At 68.1% G+C, this 22,923-nt stretch carries 10 protein-coding genes; all 10 read right to left on the reverse strand.

Annotated elements, in window-relative coordinates:
• Nucleotides 1–68 precede the first annotated feature (68 nt).
• The 10 genes from ACFQZZ_RS16375 to ACFQZZ_RS16420 all read right to left on the reverse strand — a co-directional run bounded on the left by ACFQZZ_RS16375 (nucleotide 69) and on the right by ACFQZZ_RS16420 (nucleotide 22,769).
• Nucleotides 69–875 carry an ABC transporter permease gene (locus tag ACFQZZ_RS16375; protein ID WP_378681820.1) on the reverse strand — a complete coding sequence of 269 codons (807 nt, stop codon included), beginning with the start codon at nucleotides 873–875 and terminating at the stop codon, nucleotides 69–71.
• Nucleotides 876–993: 118 nt separating this feature from the next.
• On the reverse strand, nucleotides 994–1,983 hold the full coding sequence (locus tag ACFQZZ_RS16380; RefSeq protein WP_378680721.1) for an ATP-binding cassette domain-containing protein: 990 nt from the start codon (nucleotides 1,981–1,983) through the stop codon (nucleotides 994–996).
• Nucleotides 1,984–2,047: 64 nt separating this feature from the next.
• A complete protein-coding gene (locus ACFQZZ_RS16385) occupies nucleotides 2,048–15,769 on the reverse strand; it encodes an amino acid adenylation domain-containing protein (RefSeq protein ID WP_378680724.1) in 13,722 nt (4,573 codons plus the stop codon).
• A gap of 435 nt (nucleotides 15,770–16,204) precedes the next feature.
• Entirely contained in the window at nucleotides 16,205–17,854 is a 1,650-nt protein-coding gene (lnt, locus tag ACFQZZ_RS16390; protein WP_378680727.1) for an apolipoprotein N-acyltransferase, read from the reverse strand.
• Between the two features lie 157 nt (nucleotides 17,855–18,011).
• Nucleotides 18,012–19,607: an amidohydrolase gene (locus ACFQZZ_RS16395; RefSeq protein ID WP_378680730.1), complete on the reverse strand. Its 1,596-nt coding sequence runs from the start codon at nucleotides 19,605–19,607 to the stop codon at nucleotides 18,012–18,014.
• Nucleotides 19,608–19,635: 28 nt separating this feature from the next.
• A complete protein-coding gene (locus tag ACFQZZ_RS16400; protein WP_378680733.1) occupies nucleotides 19,636–19,881 on the reverse strand; it encodes a hypothetical protein in 246 nt (81 codons plus the stop codon).
• Nucleotides 19,882–19,943: 62 nt separating this feature from the next.
• Nucleotides 19,944–20,168 (reverse strand): chorismate mutase, encoded by a 225-nt coding sequence (locus ACFQZZ_RS16405; RefSeq protein WP_378680736.1) that lies wholly within the window; start codon nucleotides 20,166–20,168, stop codon nucleotides 19,944–19,946.
• Nucleotides 20,169–20,202: 34 nt separating this feature from the next.
• Nucleotides 20,203–20,703, reverse strand: a complete 501-nt coding sequence (locus tag ACFQZZ_RS16410; protein ID WP_378680738.1) for an FxsA family protein — start codon at nucleotides 20,701–20,703, stop codon at nucleotides 20,203–20,205.
• 90 nt (nucleotides 20,704–20,793) lie between these two features.
• Entirely contained in the window at nucleotides 20,794–21,453 is a 660-nt protein-coding gene (locus ACFQZZ_RS16415) for a response regulator (protein ID WP_378680739.1), read from the reverse strand.
• Between the two features lie 140 nt (nucleotides 21,454–21,593).
• On the reverse strand, nucleotides 21,594–22,769 hold the full coding sequence (locus ACFQZZ_RS16420) for a sensor histidine kinase (RefSeq protein WP_378680741.1): 1,176 nt from the start codon (nucleotides 22,767–22,769) through the stop codon (nucleotides 21,594–21,596).
• Between the last annotated feature and the right edge of the window lie 154 nt (nucleotides 22,770–22,923).

Here is a 22,923-nt window from a genome sequence, read left to right on the forward strand (position 1 = left end):
TCGGCGCAATCCGGTAGTCGACGCATGATGACACCTGCTGCGAGGGCGACCAGCTGGATCACCAGCGTCTAGTGGCTGGCGACCTTCCGGTAGCGCAGCAAGGCCAGTGGGACGGCGATCGCCAGAATCAGCAGCGAGCAGCCGATCGCGTATTCGATGCAGTGTTCGGCGGCCCAGCCGCTGGCGGGGACGAAAGAGGGCGGGGCGCCGTTGTCGAACAGTTTTCGGCCGGCGGCCGAGACCGCGGTGATCGGGTTCCATTCGGCGACGGTGCGCAGCGGACCGGGCAGCGTCTCCGCGGAGATGAAGGCCGAGGAGATGAAGGTGAGCGGGAAAAGCCAGATCAGTCCCGCGCTTTGGGCTACTTCGACCGTTGGCGAGAGCAGACCGGTGAGGGCGCCCACCCACGACATGGCGAAGGCGAACAGCAGGATCAGCCCGAATGCCAGTGCGGCGTCGACGAGTCCGCCGTTGATCCGCCAGCCGACCGCGTAACCGCAGCCCACCATGACGGCCAGGCTCAGGACATTCACCACGAGGTCGGACAGGGTGCGGCCCATCAGCACCGCGAGCCTCGACATCGGCAGGGTGCGCATCCGGTCGATGATGCCCTTGTGCAGATCGCCCGCGAGTCCGACGGTCGTGAAGGCCGCGTTGAAAGCGACTGTCTGGGTGAAGATTCCGGCCAGCAGAAATTCGCGGTACTGGCCTCCGCCGAGCGAAGCGCCGAAGATATACGCGAACAGGAACACGAACATCAGCGGCTGGATCGTCGCCGTCACCAGCAGCGTCGGCACCCGCAGGATCGTCAGCAGGTTGCGGTGGGCGACGATGGCGCTGTCCCGAATGATCCGCACCCTCGGCTCGTGCGCAATCCCGTGGGTCGCTTCATCTTTCGCCGTGGACGGCGACTTCGGCGCCTCGTCGCACGCCAGTGTCGGCGTAGTACTCACGACCACACCTCGTGAGTGCTCGGCACGGCGGTTCGGTCAGTCAAGACAGGATCTCCTCTTGTGCGTCGTCGGTTTCCGGCTCGAGGCTTGCGGCCCCGTGGGCCACGGTGCCGGTGAGGGACAGGAATACGTCGTCCAAGCTGGGGCGGTGCACGGTCGCGTCCACAACGCACACACCTGCGTCGTCGAGCCGCCGCAACGCCTCGACCATCGTGCGCGAGCCGTCGCCGACCACCACCGATGCCTCGTCGAGGCCGCCGCTCGGTTCTCCGATGCCGACCTGTGCCAGCACCGCAAGCGCGGGCTGTACGTCCTGCCCGACAGCCAGCCTGACGGTGAGCCGATCGCCGCCGATGGAGGTCTTCAGCTCGTCGGCCGAGCCGCGGGCGATAACCCGGCCGCGGTCGATGACGGTGATCCGATCGGCCAGCAGATCGGCCTCCTCCAGATACTGCGTGGTGAGCAGTACCGTGGTGCCGTCATCGACAAGATCGCCGATGACGCGCCACATGTCGAGCCTGCCACGCGGATCGAGTCCGGTGGTCGGCTCGTCCAGCACCACGACCTCGGGCCGGGCCACCAACGCCCCAGCCAGGTCGAGGCGTCGCGCCATACCGCCGGAGTAGGTGCCCGCCCGGCGGTGCGCCGCATCGTCGAGCCCGAACGCGTCGAGCAGTTCGGCCGCGCGAGAAGTGGCCTGGCGCTGCGGCATTCCGTACAGCCGTGCCACCATGCGCAGGTTTTCATAGCCGGAAAGATTGGCGTCCACCGCCGCATACTGACCGGACAGGCCGATCCGCCGCCGGGCTGCTGCGGGATGGCGCAGCACATCAATGCCCGCCACCCGCACCGAACCCGCGTCCGGACGTAGCAGCGTGGTGACGATGCGGACCGTTGTCGTTTTTCCCGCACCATTGGGACCCAGCAGCCCCATCACCGTTCCGGCCGGGATCTGAAGGTCGATCTCGTCGAGTACCCGCACTCGACCGTAGCTCTTGACCAGGCCGAGCACCTCTACGGCCAAACTCACGAGTGCACCTCGCCGTCACTGAATGCCCTCGCGATCGAAGGTGTTTCGCTTGCGGTTAGCTCGCTCACCTGTGTTCCTCCTTCGCTGTACTGCCGCCGCCCTCCGGGCGCTGCGCATCCAAGTGCCGGCGCAGCACCGGCCCGATCAACGCGAGCGATTCCGGTGTCGTCATGGCCGAGTGTCGGCACGGCAGTTGGTGGTCGTGGATTTCCCCGGTGACGAACGGCTCCCAGGCCGAAGCGCACCGGGCGGGGTCGGTTCGGTTGATCTCGTCGTCGGCGGCGGTGAAGAACAACAGGTCACCGTCGAAGGTGCGCGGCCGGAAGGCATGCGCCTGCACCGTGCCATTGGTGTAGCCGGCGTAGAGGTGCTCCAGGTGGTCGACAGTGAGGGCCGCGAACGGACCCGGCTGTGACCGCAGCAGTTCCGCCGCATCGGCCAGGTTCATTGCCGGGTCGAGCTCTGCGCCGTCGGCCAGCAGGTCGGCGCCGAATTCGGCGATGATCTCGGCGACGCTGGGGATGGCGTGTTCGAGCCACTCGTCGGAGAGTTGGTAGCTGTCCATCATCGACAGCAGTGCGACCTCTTCGCCCGCCTCCTGCAGCTGGACGGCGACCTCGTGCGCGATCAAGCCGCCGAGCGACCAGCCGAGCAGATGGTAGGGACCCTCCGGCTGGATCGACTTCATATGCGCCACATAGTGACCGGCGGCCTCGGCGATCGAAGCGAACCCGTCCTCGCCCGCGACATGCGGCGCTTGCAAACCGTACACCGGTCGATCCTGGGACAGGTGCGCGAGCAGACCCGAGTAGCACCAGGCCAGCCCGATTGCCGGATGAACACAGAACAGCGGCGCCTGCTCCGGCGTCGTGCTGGGGCGGATCGGCAGTACCGGCTCCAGCACTGCGGCGATGGCAGTGGCGGCGGAGTCGGGACCGTCCAGCCGGGCCGCGATGGCGGCCGGGGTGGACTCTCCGAACATGAGCTGCACCGGGAGATCGATCCCGTCGGCCCGCACCTGCGCAACGACCTTGGTGGCCAGCAACGAGTTGCCGCCGAGTTCGAAGAACCCGTCGTCGGCGCCGACCGATTCGACACCGAGCACATCGGCGAAGGCAGTGCACAGCGCCACTTCGGTCGGACCGACAGGCGCGCGATATCCATCCGCCGCACGGAACACCGGCTCCGGCAACGCTTTACGGTCCAGCTTGCCGACCGGGCTCAGCGGTACCTCATCGATCAGCATGATCGATTGCGGCACCATGTAATTCGGAACCAGCGCGGACACGTGCTCGAGGAGCTCGGCGACGCTGACGGCGGTTCCGGTGCGCGGCTTCACGTACGCCACCAGCGCCGTGACGCCCGCTGGCGTGCGATGCCCCATGGTGGTGGCGAATTCGACGTCGCGGTGGCGGGCCAGCGCGGTGTCGATCTCGCCGAGCTCGATGCGGAAGCCGCGGATCTTGACCTGATGGTCGGTGCGGCCGACGTATTCGATCTCCTGTGCCGACTCGGCCTGCCCACACCAGCGCACCAGGTCACCGGTGCGGTACATCCGGTCGCCCGGTTTGCCGTACGGGTTGGCGACGAACCGCTGTGCGGTCAGCCCCGGCCGATTCAGATAGCCGCGAGCCAGCGCATTGCCCGCAAGGTGCAGTTCCCCGGTCACACCGATCGGCGCCGGATGCAAGCGGGTGTCCAGGATCGTCGCGCTGACGCCACGGATCGGACCGCCGATGGTGATCGGCCCCTGTGGCACCAACGGATGCGAGATCACCGTGACGATCGTGGTCTCGGTGGGCCCATACACGTTGTACAGGTTCCGCCCTGGAGCCCAGCGGCTGACCAGGTCCGGCGGCAATGCCTCGCCGCCGACAAGAACGTGCGCCAGCTCGGTGACCCCGGTCGGATCGACCGTGCCGAGCGCGGAGGTGGTGATGAACGCATGCGTGATGCGCTCCTCGATGAACACCTGCGCCAGGTCGGCGCCGCCGACGACGCCCACGGGCGTGATCACCAGGGTGGCCGCGCCGCCGAGGGCGAGCAGCAGGTCGAGCATGGCGGCGTCGAAGCTCGGCGTCGCGAAATGCAGGACGCGGCAGCCGGGTTGGACGTCGAAGCGCTGCGCGGTCTCCGCGGCGAAGTTGGACAGGCCGCCGTGGGTGACCACCACGCCTTTCGGTGTGCCGGTCGAACCGGACGTGTAGATCACGTACGCCGGATTGTGCATGCGCAGTGGAGCGGTCCGCTCCCCTGCCGTGATGGGCGCGTCCGAGGAATCGAGCACCGTGGTACGGAAGTCCGCATCGTCCAGGACTATCCATTCCGCGCCGGCGGGCAACTGGTCTCGGTACTCCGCGAGGGTGATGCCCAGCGCCGCACCGGAATCCGACAGCATGTGGCTGATGCGCTGCTCGGGGTACAGCGGGTCGACGGGCACGAACGCGGCACCGGCCTTGGCCACCGCGAGTATCGTCGCCACCGATTCGACCGAACGCGGAATCCCCAGCGCCACCAGGGTTTCCGGGCCGACACCGCGATCGATGAGCACCCGGGCCAGCCGGTTCGTCCACCGATCGAGGGCATCGTAGGTCACCTGGGTGTCGTCCGCACGCAGCGCGACCGCTGTCCGGTCGACGTCGACCGCCTGCGCGAACAATTCCGGGAAGGTCACCGGACGGTCCGGCTCGGTACCGCGCACCGGGGCGAGCCCGGACCACTCGGCGGGATCGAGCAGCTGCAGATCTCCCACGGCGGTGGTCGGATTCGCCGCGATGGCGGCCAGCAGCCGCGCCATCCGCTTACCGAGCCGCACCGCGGTCGACTCGTCGAACAGATCGCTCGCATAGGACACCGACAGCGTGATGCCGTCCGGTTCCCGTAGCGGGGTACGGGATTCGGTGAGGGTGAACTGCAGATCGAACTTCGCCACCCCGGTATCCAGATCGGTGGCCTCGATCCGCAGCCCGGGCAGCTCGAGCGCCCGCACCGGGTGGTTCTGCACCGAGAGCATCACCTGGAACATCGGGTGGTGCGCCTGCGAACGGGCCGGGTTGAGCACCTCGACGAGACGTTCGAACGGCAGGTCGGCGTGCGCGAATGCGTCCAGGTCCGTGTCACGAACGTGGTGCAGCAAGTCGGTGAACCTGTCATCCGGAACGATGCGGGTCCGCAGCACCAGCGTGTTGACGAACATGCCGACCATACGATCCAGCGCGGGGTGGCCCCGCCCGGCGATCGGGGAGCCGACGGCGATGTCGTCGATCGCGGTCATCCGGTGCAGAAGCACCGCGAGCGCGGCGTGCAACACCATGAACATACTGACGTTGTTGCTGGTGGCAACCGTCTGCAGTTCCCGATGGGTGAGCGCGTGGATCGCACACTCCACATGGCCGCCACGGTAGGACGGCGTAGGCGGGCGCGGCCGGTCGGCGGGCACGGTCAGCAGCTCGGGGATACCGTCGAGGGCGCCACGCCAATAGTCGAGCTGACGGCTCACCACGGAGGCGGGATCGGCCTCGGTGCCCAGTGTCTCCTGTTGCCAGAGTGCGTAGTCCGCGTACTGGATCTCGGGTTCGGACCACTCCGGGGTCTGCCCCTCGCAGATCGCACGGTAGGCCGTCGCCACATCGGTGGCCAGCGGTTCCAGCGACCACCCGTCCATGGCGATGTGATGCACCACCAGAACGAGGACGTTCTCGGTCGACGTGGCGGGCGGTACCGAGCCGTCCGCTGCCGCAGGATCGGCGTCGGGATCCACTGTGATCAGCGCGGCCCGGATCGGCGCGGTCTCGGCGAGGTCGAATCCGGGTGCGGCAAAACGCCGTACCACGTCTGCCACGTCGTCGGGTCGTGCATTCGCGACGAACAGGGTGATCGCGGCCGCGGCCGGATCGAGGACGACCTGTGAAGGTTCCCCATCTACCTCGGGGAACACAGTACGCAGAGTCTCGTGCCGCCGCTGCACCGCCTGCAGTGCCTGGACCAGCGCATCGACGTCGAGTTCGCCGTGCATTCGCAGCACGACAGGAACGTTGTATGCGCCTGCGGCATGGTCCGCCGTGGCGCCGTGTGCGCCGATCTGGTTGAAGCGGTTCAGGAACCACAGCCGCTGCTGCGCGGCCGACAACGGAATCCGCTCCGGCCGATCGCGACGGACCAGCTCCGGCCTGCCTTCCTCGCCTGCCGGGCCGGAGTCGAGCAGTGCGGCGAGCTCGGCGACCGTCGGCGACGCAAAGATGGTGCGCACCTCGAGCCTCGTATTCGTCGCCGCCGCCAGCCGGGCCACGAGTTGGGTTGCCAGCAGCGAGTTTCCGCCGATATCGAAGAAGCTGTCGTCGGCGCCCACCGTGTCGACGCCGACGAGTTCACCCATCACGGCTGCGACAAGACGCTCCGACTCGGTCTCCGGCGCGCGGTCTACGGTATCCATGACGAGCTGCGGCTCGGGCAGCGCGGCGGTATCCAGCTTGCCGGTCGGGGTCAGCGGAATCTGATCCAGCACGGTGATGCTCGCCGGAACCATATGCGCCGGCAGTTGTTCGGCGACCTGGGCACGGACCTTTTCGATATCCACGCCGGCCGCGCCATCGGCGGCCTGCACGAACGAGACGATCCGATCCGCGCCCGCGATATGCCGCACCTCGGTGTGCGCGAACCGCACTTGCTCGTGTTCGGCGAGCGCCGAGGTGATTTCGCCGAGTTCGATGCGGAACCCGCGCACCTTCACCTGGTGGTCGCTACGACCCAGATACACCAGCTCGCCCGAGCCGGTCCAGCGCACCACGTCACCCGTGCGGTACATCCGTGAGCCCGCCGGACCGTAGGGGTCGGCGACGAACCGGGACGCGGTGAGCCCGAACCGGTCCAAATACCCGCGTGTCACACCGAATCCGCCGAGGTAGAGGTCACCCGGCACACCCACCGGCACCGGACGCATCCACTCGTCGAGCACCAGCGCCCGTGCACCACGCACCGGCGTGCCGATGGTGATCGGCTCGTCGACGGCCAGCGGCCTCGAGATCGTGATGACAACGGTGGTCTCGGTCGGACCGTACCCGTTGAACAGCTGCCGTCCCGGCGCCCAGCGGGCCACCAGGTCGGGGCCACAGGCCTCGCCACCGACCATCAGCCCGCGCAGGTTCGGCAGCGGCCAGCGGTCCCGATCGATGGTGGACAGCGCGGCCGGGGTCATGAAGGTGTGGGTGACGCGCTCGCGCTCCATCAGCGCGGCGAGTTCGTCGCCACCGTAGATGTCCGGCGGGCAGATCACCATCGCCGCACCGGATCCCACCGCGAGCAGCAGGTCGAAAATTGCGGCATCGAAACTGGGTGAGGAGAAGTGCAGGGTACGCGAATCCCGATCTACTGCCATGCGTTCGCGGATCTCGTCGGCGAAATTCGACAGGCCGCTATGCGTGACGGCGACGCCCTTGGGCTTGCCGGTGGAACCGGAGGTGTAGATCAGGTAGGCGAGGTCGCTGACCTGCACCGCCCGCAACCTCTCCAGGTCATCGATCGGACTGTCGTCGAGCTTTTCGAGCTCCGCCGTCAGTTCGGGATCGTCCAGCAGCAGCCAGTCGGTGTCGGGCGCGGAGCCTGCCGAAGAAACGGCGTCCGCCGCCGCACCCGCCCGCAGGCGTTCGACGTGTTCGGATATCGTCACGCCGACCGAGCAGCCGGAGTCCACCAGCATGTGCCTGGTCCGGTCGGCCGGGTACTTCGGATCGACCGGAACGAACGCGGCGCCGGACTTGGCCACGGCCAGCATGGTGGTGACCGATTCGATGGAGCGGGTCAACCCCAGCGCGACGCGATCGCCCGAGCCGAGGCCGCGCCCGATCAGCGCACGCGCCAATCGATTCGCGCGCCGGTCGAGCTCGGCGTAGGTGAGAGAAGTGGCACCGTAGCGCACGGCCGTGCGGTGCGGATGCATGTGCGCGGTCGCCGCGAAGTAGACAGCCAGGGTGCACTGCGGGGTGGCCGGACCACCGTTTGCCGGTGCGAGCGTGCGCCGTTCGCCTTCGGTCCGCGCATCGATGTCGCGCACCAATACCCGCGGGTCCGCCGTGACGGTGGCCAGCACCCTGAGAAAGCGGTCGACCAGGGTCTCGATGGTCGACGCATCGAAAAGTTCGGTGGCGAAGACGAATTCGAAGGCTCGGCCCGGCTCGCCGGGTCCGGCATCGCGACCGCTGTGGGCGACCCGCAGTTCCAGGTCGAACTTCGCCAACGCGATATCCAGTTCCTCCGCGCGCAGCGCGAGGCCGGGCAGTTCCAGGTGCGGAAACGGAGCGTCCTGCACCGTCAACGCCACCTGGAACAGCGGGTGGCGACTGCTGGCACGCGCCTCGCGACTGAGTTCTTCCACGACGCGCTCGAACGGTATGTCCGCGTGCGCCATGGCGGCCAACTCGGTGTCCCGGTCCGCGCGCAGCAGTGCCGCGAACGTGCTGTCGGGGTTCACATCGGAACGCAGCACCAAGGTGTTGACGAACATGCCGACGAGCTCGTCGAGTTGGGGCTCGGTACGGCCTGCGGTCGGGGTGCCGATCACCACGTCGCGACCGCCGGTCACGAAGCGAAGCAGCACCGCGAGCGAGGAGCGCAGCACCATGAACAGGCTCACGCCCTGCTCACGAGCCAACTTGCCCAGCGCATGCTGTACCGGTTCCGGCACCGTGAAGCGCACCGCCCCGGCCCGCAGCGTCGGTTCGACGGGCCGCGGCCGGTCGTAGGGCAGCGGCAGTTCTTCGGGGAGGTCGGCCAGCGCGGTGCGCCAATACTCCAATTGGATGGCCGCGATGCTCTGCGGGTCGGACTCCTCGCCGAGGCAGGCCCGCTGCCACAGCCCGAAGTCGGCGTACTGCACCGGAAGTGGCGTCCACGCGGGCGCGCCACCCTCGTGCCGCGCGATGTAGGCGGCGGCCAGATCCCTGGTCAGCGGCCCGAGCGACCAGCCGTCCGCGGCGATGTGGTGCAGCACGATGCCGAGCAGGTGTCGCTCGGATCCGGTGCGCAACAGCGTGATTCGCAGCGGAGTATCCCTGGTGAGATCGAAGCCGCGGCGCGCGAGCGTCCGCAGTTCGAGTTCGGCGCCCGCCTCGTCGGTGGCCTTCGGCTCGAGCATCGGCATGGTCCGCGAGGTCGGCAGCACGATCTGCTGGGCGCCGAGATTGTCCTGCGGGAGCACCGTCCGCAGCACTTCATGCCGGTCCACCAGGTCGGAGAGGGCCGCACGCAGCGCCATGACATCCAGATCGCCGTCGATTCGAATGGCGAATGCGATGTTGTAGGCACTGGATTCGGGAGAGAATCGATTGAGGAACCACAGTCGCTGCTGCGGCAGCGACAATGGAATGCGTCCCGGACGTGGGGTGTGTACAGCCAGCGCCATCCGTTGCGTCCGGGGCGCTTCCGTAATGCGCTCGGCGACGCCAGCGACCGTCGGTGCCTCGAAGATCGCCCGCACCGGCAGGTCGACCCCGAAGTCCGCGTGTAGTGCGGCGGCGAGCCTGGTAGCGAGCAGCGAGTTGCCGCCGACGTCGAAGAAGCTGTCCTCCACGCCGGTCACCGGCCGCCCGAGGATATCGCCGAACACGCCCGCGACGCGCGTTTCCAGCTCTGTGCTCGGCGCACGCGAAGAACCCAGCGCGGCGAAGACCGGTTCCGGCAATGCCTTTCGATCGAGCTTGCCCGCGGGGCTGACCGGCATTTCGTCCAGCACGATGACCGATGCGGGCACCATGTATCCCGGCAGCCGCTGGCGCGCGGTCTCGCTGACGGCGGCGGCATCCACTGGCGCATCGGCGGTCAGGTAGGCCGCGAGCCGGGGCTGACCGTGCTCGTCGATGTGCACGACGGTGAGCGCGGAGCTCACCCCTGGATGCGCGCGCAGGACGTGATCGATCTCGGAGAGCTCGATGCGGAAGCCACGAATCTTGATCTGGTCGTCGGCGCGGCCGAGGAAGCGCAATCGCCCGGTCGAATCGGCAACCACCAGGTCGCCGGTCCGGTACATACGCTCGCCCCGCCTGCCGTGCGGGTTGGCCGGAAACTGTTGCGCGGTAAGGCTGTAACGGCCGTGGTAGCCGCGAGCCAGGCCGGGGCCGGACAGGTAGAGCTCGCCCGGCGTCCCCGGCGGGACCGGATGCAGCCGCCGGTCAAGCACGAACAAGCGCATACCGCGGATGGGAAGACCGAGCGGCACCGGCGCGCCCGCCACCATCGGACCGCTCGCGGTGGCGGCGACAGTCGCTTCGGACGGTCCGTACATATTGTGGATGCGGCGTTCCGCCGACCAGGTCTCGACCAAGTCCTCGGCGCACGCCTCGCCGCCGACGATGACCGCCTCGAGCTCGGGCAGTCCCCCGGGCGGCACGGTCGCCAGCGCCGCTGGAGTGATGAAGGCGTGGGTGACCCGTTCCTCGCGCAGCAGCGCGGCGAGTTCGGCGCCGCCGTACATCCCCGCTGGGGCGACCACGATCGTCGCGCCCGCCGCGAAGCCCAGCAGCATCTCCAAGACCGAGGCGTCGAAGCTGGGCGAGGAGAAGTGCAGTGTCCGTGCCGAATCCGTCACGCCGAACAGATACATCTGCTCGTGCGCCAATGACGCGAGACCGGCGTGCGTCACGATGACGGCCTTGGGTATCCCGGTGGAGCCGGAGGTGTAGATGAGATATGCCGGATGACTGGTGCGCATCGGGTGGTGCCGATCCGCGTCGGTGATCGGACCGGTGGAGTAGGCCGTGCATTCGGTTTCCAGCTCGTCGGAGCCGAGCACCAGCCAGTCGACATAGGTCTTGCGGTGCTTGCCGCGGCCTGCGGGCCACGCGGGCATGGTGGCCAGGCAGTCCGGGACGGTCAGGCCGAGGATCGCGCCTGAATCGGAGATCATGTGCCCGATCCGCTCGGCCGGGTAACTCGGATCGATCGGGACATAGGCGGCGCCGGTCTTGGCGACGGCCCAGACCGCGGCGATCGAGTCGAGGCTGCGCGGCAGCGCGATAGCGACCACGACCTCAGGGCCCGCACCGTGCTCGATCAGGGCGCGTGCCAGGCGATTCGACAGCTCGTCCAGCTCGCGATAGGTGGTGTCGACACCGAGGTAGCGCACCGCGACCGTATCGGGCAGCCGCTCTGCGGTGTCGGTGAGCAGCCGGGCCAGGCTGATCGACGGCTCGGCGGGCGAACTGGCGATCGGCACCAGATTATCGATTTCGCGCCGGTCGAGAATCTCGAGGTCACCGATCGGCAGGCTGGGCGCCACCACAACCTCGTTCAGGACGGCGACGAACCGGCGCGCGAACGCCTCGATCGTGCGCTTGTCGAAAACATCGGTGGCATAGCCGAATTCGGCACTCAGCGGCCCGTCGCCGATGCTGTCGTGAATCTCCAGCTGCAGGTCGAACTTGGCGACATCGGAGTCGATCGGCAGCACTTCGGCGCGAACACCCGGCAGATCGATCCGCAATTCCGGGGCGCGGTCATAGGACAGCATCACCTGGAACAGGGGATGGCGGGCGGCCGAGCGCTCCGGGTTGACGACCTCGACCAGGCGCTCGAACGGAACGTCGGCGTTGGCGAAGGCATTGAGGTCGGTCTCGCGCACCACATCCAGCATCCGGTCGAAGCCTGCGGCCGGATCTACTTCGGTGCGCAGCACCAGGGTGTTGACGAACATGCCGACCAGGTCGTCGAGCGCCGGGTCGGAGCGCCCCGCGATCGGGGTGCCGATAGCGACATCCGTTGTCGCGCACAGCCTGGCGAGCAGGGTCGCCAGCGTGGCGTGCAGCACCATGAACATGCTCACGCCCCTGGCCGCCGCCAATTCGGCAGCGGCGCGGCGGGTCGCGGGGGCAATCGTGAACTCCACCCGGTCACCGTTGGTCGACCGGCGCATCGGACGCGGGCGGTCCAGCGGCAGATCGAGCTGATCGGGCAGGCCCGTCAGTGCCGAACGCCAGTAGACCAACTGGCGGCTCAGCGCGCTGGCCGGATCGGCTTCCTCACCGAGCAGCTCGCGTTGCCACAGCGCGAAATCGGCGTACTGCACCGGCAGCGGCGTCCACAGCGGCGCGGCGCCTGCCGACCGTGCGGAGACGGCCGTCATCAGGTCACGTGCCAGCGGTGCGATCGACCAGCCGTCACCGCAGATGTGGTGCAGCACAACGAGAAAGACGTGCTGGTCCGACCCGGTGCGCCAGAGCGCGACCCGGATCGGCGCTTGGCTACGCAGATCGAAACCGTAGCCGGCGAATTCGGCGGCACACGCGGCGACGTCCGCGCCGATCGCGTCGATCGGATCGAGGGTGAGCGGGATTTCGCAGGCCGGGTGCACGACCTGGCACGGCCCCTCGGCTGCGTCGGGGAAAGTGGTGCGCAGGCTTTCGTGGCGCTCGATCACGTCGACGATCCCGGCCCGCAGCGCCGTGATGTCCAGCGGTCCATCGATCCGTACCGCGAGAGGCATGTTGTAGGCGGCGGCATGCTCGGCGAATCGGTTCAGGATCCACAGTCGCTGCTGAGCCAGCGAGAGCGGAATCCGGGCCGGGCGCCCGACCGGGACCAGTTTCGGCGAGGAGGTGTCGGGGTTGTGGGCGGCGAATCGCTCGGTGAGCGCCGCGATGGTCGAGGCCTCGAACAGGTCGCGGATGGTGAGCCCGGTGCCGACGGTGGCGTTGATGCGGGCGACCGCGCGTGCGGCGACCAGCGAGTTGCCGCCGAGGTCGAAGAAGCTGTCCTCGACGCCGATTTCGTCGGTGTCGAGAACTTCCGCGAAGATGGCCGCGAGCACCCGCTCCACCTCCGTGCGCGGCTCGGCGGTGATCCCGCCTGCGGGGCGGGCACTTTGGGCCGGTACGGGCAGAGCCTTGCGGTCGATCTTGCCGTTCGGGCTGAGTGGTAGTTCGTCGAGCGCCATCAGCACCGACGGGACCATGTAGCCGGGCAGCCTGCGGCGCAGGGCAGCGAACAGTGCGGCGGTGTCCAGGTTCGCGGCGTCGGTGTTCGCCGCCGGCGCGGGCACGACGTAGCCGACGAGTTCATCACCGGTTCGTCCGGAGCGCGCCACGCACACCGCGCGGGCGACCCGCTCGTCGGCGAGCAGAGCCTCCTCGATCTCGCCGAGTTCGATGCGCAAACCGCGGATCTTGACCTGGAAGTCGCTGCGGCCCAGGTACTCGAGCACACCGCACGCCGACTCCTCCGCCTGCCAGCGCGCGAGGTCACCGGTGCGGTACATCCGGGTGCCCGGCGTGAACGGATTGGCCACAAAACGATCCGCGGTCAGCTGGGGCTGCCCGAGGTAACCGCGAGCCAGCTGCACGCCGGCCAGGTACAGCTCGCCCGCCACCCCAGGCGGCACCGGTTGCAGTCGCGAATCCAGCACGTAGGTCTGGGTATTCCACACCGGTGATCCGATGGGCACATTCGGCGGATCGGCAGGGCACGGCCAGTAGGTGACGTCGACGGCGGCCTCGGTGGGCCCGTACAGGTTGTGCAGCTGCGATCCGGGCAGCGCGGCGTGGAAATCCCGGACCGCCGCCGCGGGCAACGCCTCACCGCTGCAGAAAACCTGACGCAACCCGGTGCAGCCGCGCACATCGGTGTCGGTGACGAATACCGACAGCATGGACGGCACGAAATGTGCTGTGGTGATGCCCTTTTCGGCGATGATCCGGGCCAGGTAGCCGGGATCACGATGCCCGTCCGGTGCCGCGATCACCAGACGAGCACCGATCTGCAAGGGCCAGAAGAACTCCCACACCGACACGTCGAAGGTGGACGGGGTCTTCTGCAGCACCGCGTCGGTGCCGTCGAGCGGATACTCGTGCTGCATCCAGCGCAGCCGGTTGACGATCGCGGCGTGGGTCACGCCGACACCCTTGGGCTTGCCGGTCGAGCCTGAGGTGAAAATGACGTAGGCCAGATGATCGGCGCGCAGCGGCGCGCGCCGGTCGGTGTCGGTGATCGGGCGAGGGTCGAAGTCGGACAGCTCGACGGTATCGATGGCCAGTTGCGCGACGTCCGCGGGCAGCGTGAGCTCGTCACGTGCCGCGGTCAGCACACACACCGGTTCGGCCTGGTGCAGGATCTCCTCGATCCGGTCGACCGGGTGGTCCGGGTCCAGCGGCAGGTAGGCCGCGCCCGCCTTGACGATCGCGTACATACCGACGACGAGTTCGATGCCGCGCCACAGGCACAGGGCGACCACCGTCTCGGGGCCGGCACCCCGGGTGATGAGCAGCCTGGCCAGCCGGTTAGCGCGATCGTCGAGCTCACGGTAGGTCAGTGTCTCGTCGCCGAATTCGAGTGCCACCGCCTCAGGGCAGACGGCGGCGCGATCGGCGAACAGTCCGGCGAGGGTGCCCTGCTGCGTGGGCGCCGCGGTCGCATTCCACTCGTTCAGCACGCGTTCGCGTTCGGCGTCGGTGATCGCCGTGAGGGACAACGCCGGGGTACTGGGCTCGGCGGCCAGGAACCGGGTCAGGAAATCGAGGAATCGACTGTGGTGCACCGCCACTTCGGCGTCCCCGTAGAGCCGGGGGTTGGCCTCGAAGTCGACGTGGATGCGGTTGCCTTCGCCGTTGTAGAGGTTGATCGACAGGTCCTCGACCGGGCCCGTCGCCAGCACGTGCAGCGAGCCGAGGAGACTACCGAACTTCAGCTCCGTATGGAACAGCATGATGTTGACCATCGGCCCGAAGAATCCGCGCGCGTCGCGGGAGTAGCCGCAGTCGCGGCGGATGTCGTCGTGCTGGTAGCGCTGGTGGCGCAGCGCGCCGGTGATCTGGAGTTCGGCGGCACGCACCGCGTCGCGCACGGTGGTCTCCGGGCCGAATTTCAGCCGGATCGGCACCACATTCGACACAACACCGGCCGAGCGACGCAGCGCGACGGTGGTGCGCGCGGACACCGGCAGGCTCAACACCACATCGGGGTTGCCGGTCACCGACCGCACATAACTGGCCAGCGCCGCGACGAACAAGGTCGAGTTGTGCGTCTCGCATGCGGCCGCCGCCGCTTCCATCGCGGCCTCGGCCGCCTCGTCGAGGACAGCGGTCGCGCGCCGCCTGCCCGCCTCGAGCACGGAGCTGGTGTCATTGACGTTCGACAGCGTCATCGGGCCGCCCGCGCCCGCCAGCTGCTCGAGCCAGTAGTCGCGGTCGGTGCGGAACCGGCTGGAATCGCGATAGGTGGATGCGTCGGCGTAGATCGCGGCCAGCGGCGTGGCACGCGATTCTGCCGGTTCGGAACGGCTCTCCACCGCGGTGTAGATCTCGGCGGTGCGGGTCAGCGCGTTCATCGCACCGTAGCCGTCGATGACGATGTGGTGGGCGCGGGCATACCAGATGTAGTCCGATTCACCGGTTCTCAGCACCACATTGGTAGTGAGGGGGTCACGTTCCAGATCGATCGGCGAGCTGGCGTGTTCGTTCATCCAGCGCAGCGCGGCGGCGTGCGGGTCGGCCTCTTCGCGCAGGTCGATCCGAGCCCAGCCCGGGCGCCGGACTGCATCGACCACCTGATGCGGAATACCGTCGATCTCGACCAGGCGCACTTGACCGACCTGGGTTTCGGCGCCGAATCGTTCGATCGAGTAGAGCAAACGCCCGACATCCAGGTCACCGTGGAGCTCGACGTACTGAGCGATCGTCAGCGGCACATCGGGGCGGATCCGCTGTGCGTACCAGAGAGCCGTCTGCGCGGGCGACAGTGCAAAAGGTTGTGCCGAGAATTCACCGGAAGGACATTGGGCTACACGGTCCGTGGCCAATGAACTCATCAATCACTCCATTTCTGCCGCTGTTGACGCACTCCCCGAGCACCGCCACCGCAGGCGCGCATGCGCCAGCCGTAGGACGTGATCCACGCCCTATGATTCGGAGCATCACATCGACCGGATGGCCAACGTTTTGGATTTGTTTCACATCCAACGCTGTTGGCGGCAAGCCACTTTCGATGGCTACACCTCCGCAAACTTGATCATTTGCAGGGAAATAGCTGCACATGCTGGGGTTTAGCAGCAGAAATGACTGGGTGCACTAGCTCCAGCTACCAGCTGGCGAATAGCACACAAAGCCGAAGGGCCGGCATCCACCGGTCACACTGGCCCCATAACATACCGAATGTTCGGTTATTGGAAGCTTGTCGCCGCGCTGGATAGATCAGCCGCCGCGTGGAATCCATCGGCAGCTACGCGGGACGCTCGGTCGCTGGCTCAGCCGACCGGCTGATCGATCGTGGCATCCTCATCGGTCGATCTCTTACCGCGGGAAGTTCGCCGCCGGATAGCCACGACCACTACGGCGGCAGCGGTCAGGATAACCGAGAGAAGTTCGGGCGCGGGTCCGATTCGGGTCGAAAGCGTCGTCGAACTGCGCAACGGTAGGTCGGCGACCAGTGCGGCGGGCACGAACTTCGGCGTCTCCTGCCGCACCGCGCCATCCGCACCGACGATCGCGCTGACCCCGGAGGTCGCGGCGACGACGAGGGCGCGGCCGTGCTCGACGGCGCGCACCCGCGACATGGCCAACTGCTGGTAGGTCATCTCGCTGTCGCCGAAGGTCGCATTGTTGGTCGGCACGGTCAACAGTTGGGCGCCCGCGTGCATCGAATCACGGAAGGCTCGGTCGAAGGCGACCTCGTAGCAGGTGGCGACGCCGATGTCGACGCCCTCGGCGCGCACCACGCCGTCACCATTGCCCGGCACGAAATATCCGGCACGGTCGGCGTATTCGGAGAACTGTCGGAAGAAGCCGCGCATCGGCAGGTATTCGCCGAACGGCTGGATGATCTTCTTGTCGTGTCGCTCCCCCGGGCCTGCGGCGCCGTTCCACACGATCACCGAGTTGGTCGTCGTGCGATCGGCGTTCACCAGCACCGCACCGACCAGGATGGGCGCACCGATCCGATCGGATGCCTCGGTGATCAGCGCGGCCGCGTCGGAATTCCGCAGTGGGTCGATATCCGACGAGTTCTCCGGCCAGATCACGATGTCCGGCTTCCGCGACTGCCCCTCCGCGACTGCCCGAGCCAATTCCTCGGTGCGCCGAACGTGGTTGTCCAGCACGGCGCGCCGCTGCGCATTGAAGTCCAAACCGAGCCGCGGCACGCTGCCTTGGATTGCGGCGACCGTGATCATCCGGTCGCCATCCTCCGGGCCGGGCAGCGCGGACCGGAGGATCACTCCGGCGAAGGGCATGATAGCCAGAGTTACTGCCACAGCAACAATTCCGAGACGAGAGGCCGTGTCACGGGGGGCATCGACGCCCGCGCCAGCGGCCATTCGCGACCGCACCCGCAGAACAAGTGCCGCGGCCGCGGCGCCGGTCAGCGCCACCGCGAAGCCGATCAATGGAGCGCCACCGAGCATGGCCAACGGCAGATACCAGCCGTCGGCCTGGCCGAATGCCAAACGGCCCCACGGAAAGCCGCCGAACGGAAAGCTGGAGCGGATCCACTCCGTCGTCGTCCAGGCCAGCGCCACCCACAGCGGCCAGGCAGGCAGTGTGCACAGCAGTCGGGCCAGCAGTCCGAAGAGTCCGATGTACACCGCGCACACTGTCGACAGCGCCAACCACGGCACCGGGCCGACGTAGATCCCGGTCCACGGCAGCAAGGGAATGAAAAACCCGAGGCCGGCGAGGAATCCGTAACCGAATCCGCCGCGCAACTTGCCGCTGCCGCGCACGGTCAGGGTGAGCACCGCGATGCCAAGAGGTGCAAGGAACCACCACGGGCGCGGCGGGAAACTGCCGAACAGCAACAAACCCGCGAGAACCGCCGCCACCGAACGGAGCAGCACCGGGTGCCGTCCGATTGCCGTCGTGATCTGTCGCCACCGTGCAGCGCCCCACTCGCGATTCATCGGTAGTCGCCTTCCGTTGCAACACCCATGAACCCCTCATCGGAGATCATCGGCCACGAGTCCGGTCGTGTCGGCTCGCCACCTGGTTCACGTGTCACGGCTGGTCACTCCGTGGCGCGCGGGCACGTCGGTGGCACCGAGACCGGTGCCGCTCGTCTCACGCTTCATGAATCGTGACTCCGCGGTGCACGGTGCGCAGGCAGGTCGGCAGGGTCGAATTCAGCTCGAGCGGAGGCAGTCCGGGGACTCGGGAGCGGGGGTCGGTGGACCAGCGCTGCACTGTGTCCGCCGCCGCGGCGACGACGAGTTCGTCGGCATCCCACACCGCGTAGGAGGCGGGAGCGCCGGGGACAAGCGTGCCCGCGATACCGTCGCGGACTCCGCCTGCGCGCCAGGCTCCCCGCGTCGCGGCGGCGAACGCGGCGCGCGGCGAGAGTCCGTGGCCCGCTGTCCGGTGCTGGACGGCGGCGCGGACAGCCGACCAGGGATCCACGGCGGTGACCGGAGCATCCGATCCGATCGCGAGCGCGATGCCCGCGGCGGCCATGGCGGCGAAGGGATTCAACGTGGCGGCCCGTTCGGCGCCGAGGCGAGCGGCGTACATTCCGTCCCGACCACCCCAGGTGGCGTCGAAAACAGGTTGCACGCTGGCGATTACGCCCCAGGCGCCGAGTTTGCCGATCTGCTCGGCATCGATCATTTCCGCATGTTCGACGCGGTGCCCGCGCGCGGCGACAGCCGGTCCGCCGAGCGCCGTCACCACTCGCTCGAATCCGGCAACCACCGCGTCCATCGCGGCATCGCCGATCACATGGAAGCCCGCCTGGATTCCGGCCTCGGTGCAGGCCCGCACATGCGCCGCGATCGCGTCGGTGTCGATATAGCCGATACCGGATCCGGCGTCGTCGGCATACGGCTCGCGCAACCAGGCGGTGTGCGAACCCAGCGAGCCGTCGACGAATAGATCGCCGCCGAGCGCGTGCACGCCGAGTTCCTCGACCAGCGCCCGCGCCTCATCCGCGGTGCGCACCAGCTCACCCCAGTACGCACGGACCTCGACACCGTGTTTGAACTCGAGCAACTCGCGCACATCGGTGCGGCCCGCGATCTCCGGTCCCGCGCACTCGTGCACGGCGACGATGCCGCGTGCGGCCGCGGCGTCCAGTGCCGCCCGGCGGGCCCGATCACGTTGCGCCCGATCCAGTCCCGCGAGCACGGTTGTCCGCACCAGGTGATGGGCGGCGGCGCGCAGTGGTTCGCCCCTGCGGAATCCGGTCGCCGCGGCCACCTCCGGCACGGCGTCCAACAGCGCCGAGGACACGACAGCCGAATGCGCGTCGACCCGCGACAGATATACCTGACGACCGTTCGCCGCCGCGTCGATCTCCTCGACCGTCGGCGGCCTGCGCTCGGCCCAGCCGGTCTCGTCCCAGCCGTCTCCGAGAATCGCTCCCTCGGGATGGGCGACCGCAAAGTCGCGCAGCAGCTCCAGACAGTGGGCGAGCGAACGCGCGAGCGACAGGTCGAGTCCCGTCAGCTTCAAGCCGAGCGCGGTGACATGCACATGCGGATCGACGAACGCCGGCGCCACGAACGCACCGCCGAGGTCGATGATCTCCGCATCGGGGTGCAGCGCCCGTCCTGGTTGCTCGGCCCCCAGCCACACCACGGTCCCGTCGGTCACCGCCATCGCCGTCGCGTCGGGTGAACTGGAACTGTAGAAGCGACCGCCGATCAGCAACTGGGTACTCACGGGAGACCAGTCTGCCGTATGTGGCTTGTCAGCCTTTCAGCGCCGCATGTGGTGACTCGTCGGGCGGCAAGGCCAGCAGTGCCATGACTTCGGCATACGCGGCGTCGTGCCCACTCCCAGAAGCGCAGCGCATTCCCGCCTCCACGGCAATGAGTTCCAGCCGCAGCGCCGCGGCCGTGAACCCGGAAACTGATTGTCCCGCAGCCGCCGCTGCCCGTCTGACTGCTGCGGCTAGCTCCTCGCTCACCGTCACGGTGAGTTCCTCGGTGGCCATCCCGGCACGATAGCCCTTCGGACCGCCGGGTGGAATAGGCGCGTGCCGACACATCGGAAGCGCTAGGCGCCGACGCGATCGCGTATCGCGGCCTGCTCGACCAGTTCGAGTTCGATGAAGGCGCCGATCATTGCCCGCCATACCGATTCGGCGACGTCGGGCGCCAGCCCCGCCGCGGTAGCACGCTCACGTGCCAGCGCAACGACCTGCTCTACCCGGGCCGGTGCTCGAACCGCGGACCTGCGCGAGTGACTCCGGATCGGGCATAGCCGTAGACCTCGAGGCACCGCGTACCCCCTCGGCGACGCGAGCTCCATGGGGTCAGCCGCGGTCGATGGCTGGCCGAGTGTTCGTCCGTCCGTCGTCGTACCACTCGGTGACGACAACACCGTCGACGACATCGTCCCGACGGATGATGTCGTCACCGTCGATGACGACGCCGCGGTAGGGCATCGCGGCGGCCAGGCGACCGAAGCGGCGCGCACCGAAGGCGGTGACGGCGGGCCGGACCAGGAAGCGCGTCGGCGGCAGCAGCAGAAGCAGACCGAACAGCGAGGTGACAAGGCCCGGGATGAACATCAGCAGGCCGCCAACGGCAACAAGGACGCCGTCGGCCGCCGCGGTGCCGGGGGCGATCTCGCCGCGACCGGCGCGGCGGAACTGTTCGAATACGCGCCTGCCCTGCGAACCGAACAGCAGCATGCCCGCAGCGGATCCCGCGATCAGCAACAGGATGGTGGGAATGACACCGATCAAATGGCCGACGCCGACGAGCGCGGCGATCTCGACGACCACATAGAGCACGAACAACACGGCGGGCATGGCGATCCTTTCGGACGATCTACCCGTTCCAACGCACCACGGGCCGATTTTTCTCCCGAGCGAGCCTGATAGCTCGCTGAGATCTCCCGCTCACCCGCCCGGACGGACCAACCCGGTCTCGTACGCCAGCACCACCGCCTGAACCCGGTCGCGCAGACCGAGTTTGGTCAGCACTCGGCCGACATGCGTCTTGACGGTCGCTTCCGAAAGGTACAGCTGCTCGGCGATTTCCGCGTTGGAGCGACCGGCTGCGATCTGCTCGAGCACCTGGCGCTCCCTGGCGGTCAGCACATCGAGGACGCCGGGGTCGCGCATCCCGCCGGGATCGTCGGCGATAAGCCGATCCAGCAGCCGCTTGGTCACTTTCGGCGACACCACCGCATCGCCCGCCGCAACGCTGCGAATGGCGGAGATCAGATCCTCGGGCGGGGTGTCCTTGAGCAGGAAGCCGCTCGCTCCGGCCCGCAACGCTCCCAAGGCATGCTCGTCGAGGTCGAAAGTCGTCATCACCAGCACCCGGCAGCCGTCCCCCGCGTCGACGATCCGCCCCGTCGCGGTGACGCCGTCGACGACCGGCATCCGCACGTCCATCAGCACCACGTCCGGCCGCAGCTCCTTGGCTCGCGACACCGCCGTGGCGCCGTTCTCGGCCTCTCCGATCACCTCGATGTCGGGGTGCGCACCCAGCACCATCTTCAGACCCATGCGCATGAGTTCCTGGTCATCGACGACAAGCACGGTGATCGGCACATCCCCAATCTATCGCCCCGAAGACCCCGTCCGCCGAACCCGCTCGGGCGCATTCGGATTCCGCTCCGCGCCGAATCGTGCCTCGACCGGCGGCGTCGCCCGCCGGATCACGAAAGCCGTTGCGCTGCTGAGTGGTTGCGTCAGCTCTCGTCGCCGACGTCGAGCGGAATAGTGGCACACACACGCCAAGCGCCGTCGGTCGCGCGGCCGGTCTCGAGGGTGCCGCCCAGCACGGCGATGCGTTCGCGCATTCCCGCCAGCCCCATGCCGCCGCCCTTGATCGCGTTGCCGGCCGGGTCGTGGACGGGGACGCCACCGGAGTCGGTGACCTCGATCAGGACGTCGGTCTCACGCCGCAGCACCCGAACCCACGCCTTCGGGTGCGGGCCTGCGTGACGCAGGGTGTTGGTGAGTGATTCCTGGATGATGCGGTGCACGCCGAGGCTGACCTCGGGTGGGATGGTGTCGAGCTCCCCGGTCAGTTCGAGTTCGACGGCGAGGCCGGTGCCGCGCATCATTTCGACGAGCTTGGCGATGCCCGCCGTCCCGTGCTGCGGCACCTGATCCAAGGCCGGTTCGATGCGCAGCAGCGCGACTGTGCGGCGCAGTTCGCGCAGCGCCTCGCGGCCGGTGCCCGCGATAGTGGTGAGAGCCTGTTCCGCGGCGTCGGGATCGTTGCGCAGTGCGTACCTCGCGCCGTCGGCCTGCACGATGATCACGCTGACGGCGTGCGCGACGACATCGTGGAGTTCACGGGCGATGCGCGTGCGTTCGAAGGCGACCGCGTCGTGTGCGCGACGCTCCCGGTCATAGTCGGCGACCGCGAGCCGTGCCGCCACCTCGGTGTCGTAGGCGTGCCGCGCGCCGATGAACTCCGCGAGCGTCCAGCACAGCAGGAAGAACATCGCGGTGAAGAGGGCGTCGCTGCCGGCCGGCTTGTGCAGCAGCAGGAACGAAACGGTGGTGTCCACCGCGAGTCCGGCGGCGAACCACAGGCCCTCGCGGCGGCCGACGTAGGCGACCAGCGTGTAGAGCACGATGCCGAGCCCGAACAGCGTGATGTGGTCGGCCTTGTCTCCTGACAGGTAGCCGACCATCGTGGCCGTGATCGAGAGCGCAAGCATCGCGGCCGCCATCGCCCGTGGGTACAGCCGCCGGAAGGCCACCGGCACCGGCAGCAGCACCCCGATCCCGAGGTAGGCCAGCTTGTGATCGGTGTTGGCCACGCCGAGCACTTCGAGCAACATCAGCGCCGAGGCCAGCGTCGAATCCGCGACAAGGGGCCTACCGCGAAGCCACAGACTGAATCGGCGCACGATTATCAGCCTATGTCGGAGAAGGGCGCGCTCGACGCGCCCTTCGGCGGATCACGCGTGTCGGCGCTCCCTGGTTCGGCTCGTCGATCCCGTTCGAGTCCCGCGGTGCGTGGGTGCCGACGGTTCGTCCAGTACCCGTCTGATTTGCTGGCTG

It is taken from the genome of Nocardia sp. GCM10030253, assembly GCF_042675075.1.
In the GTDB taxonomy this organism is placed as follows: Bacteria; Actinomycetota; Actinomycetes; order Mycobacteriales; family Mycobacteriaceae; genus Nocardia.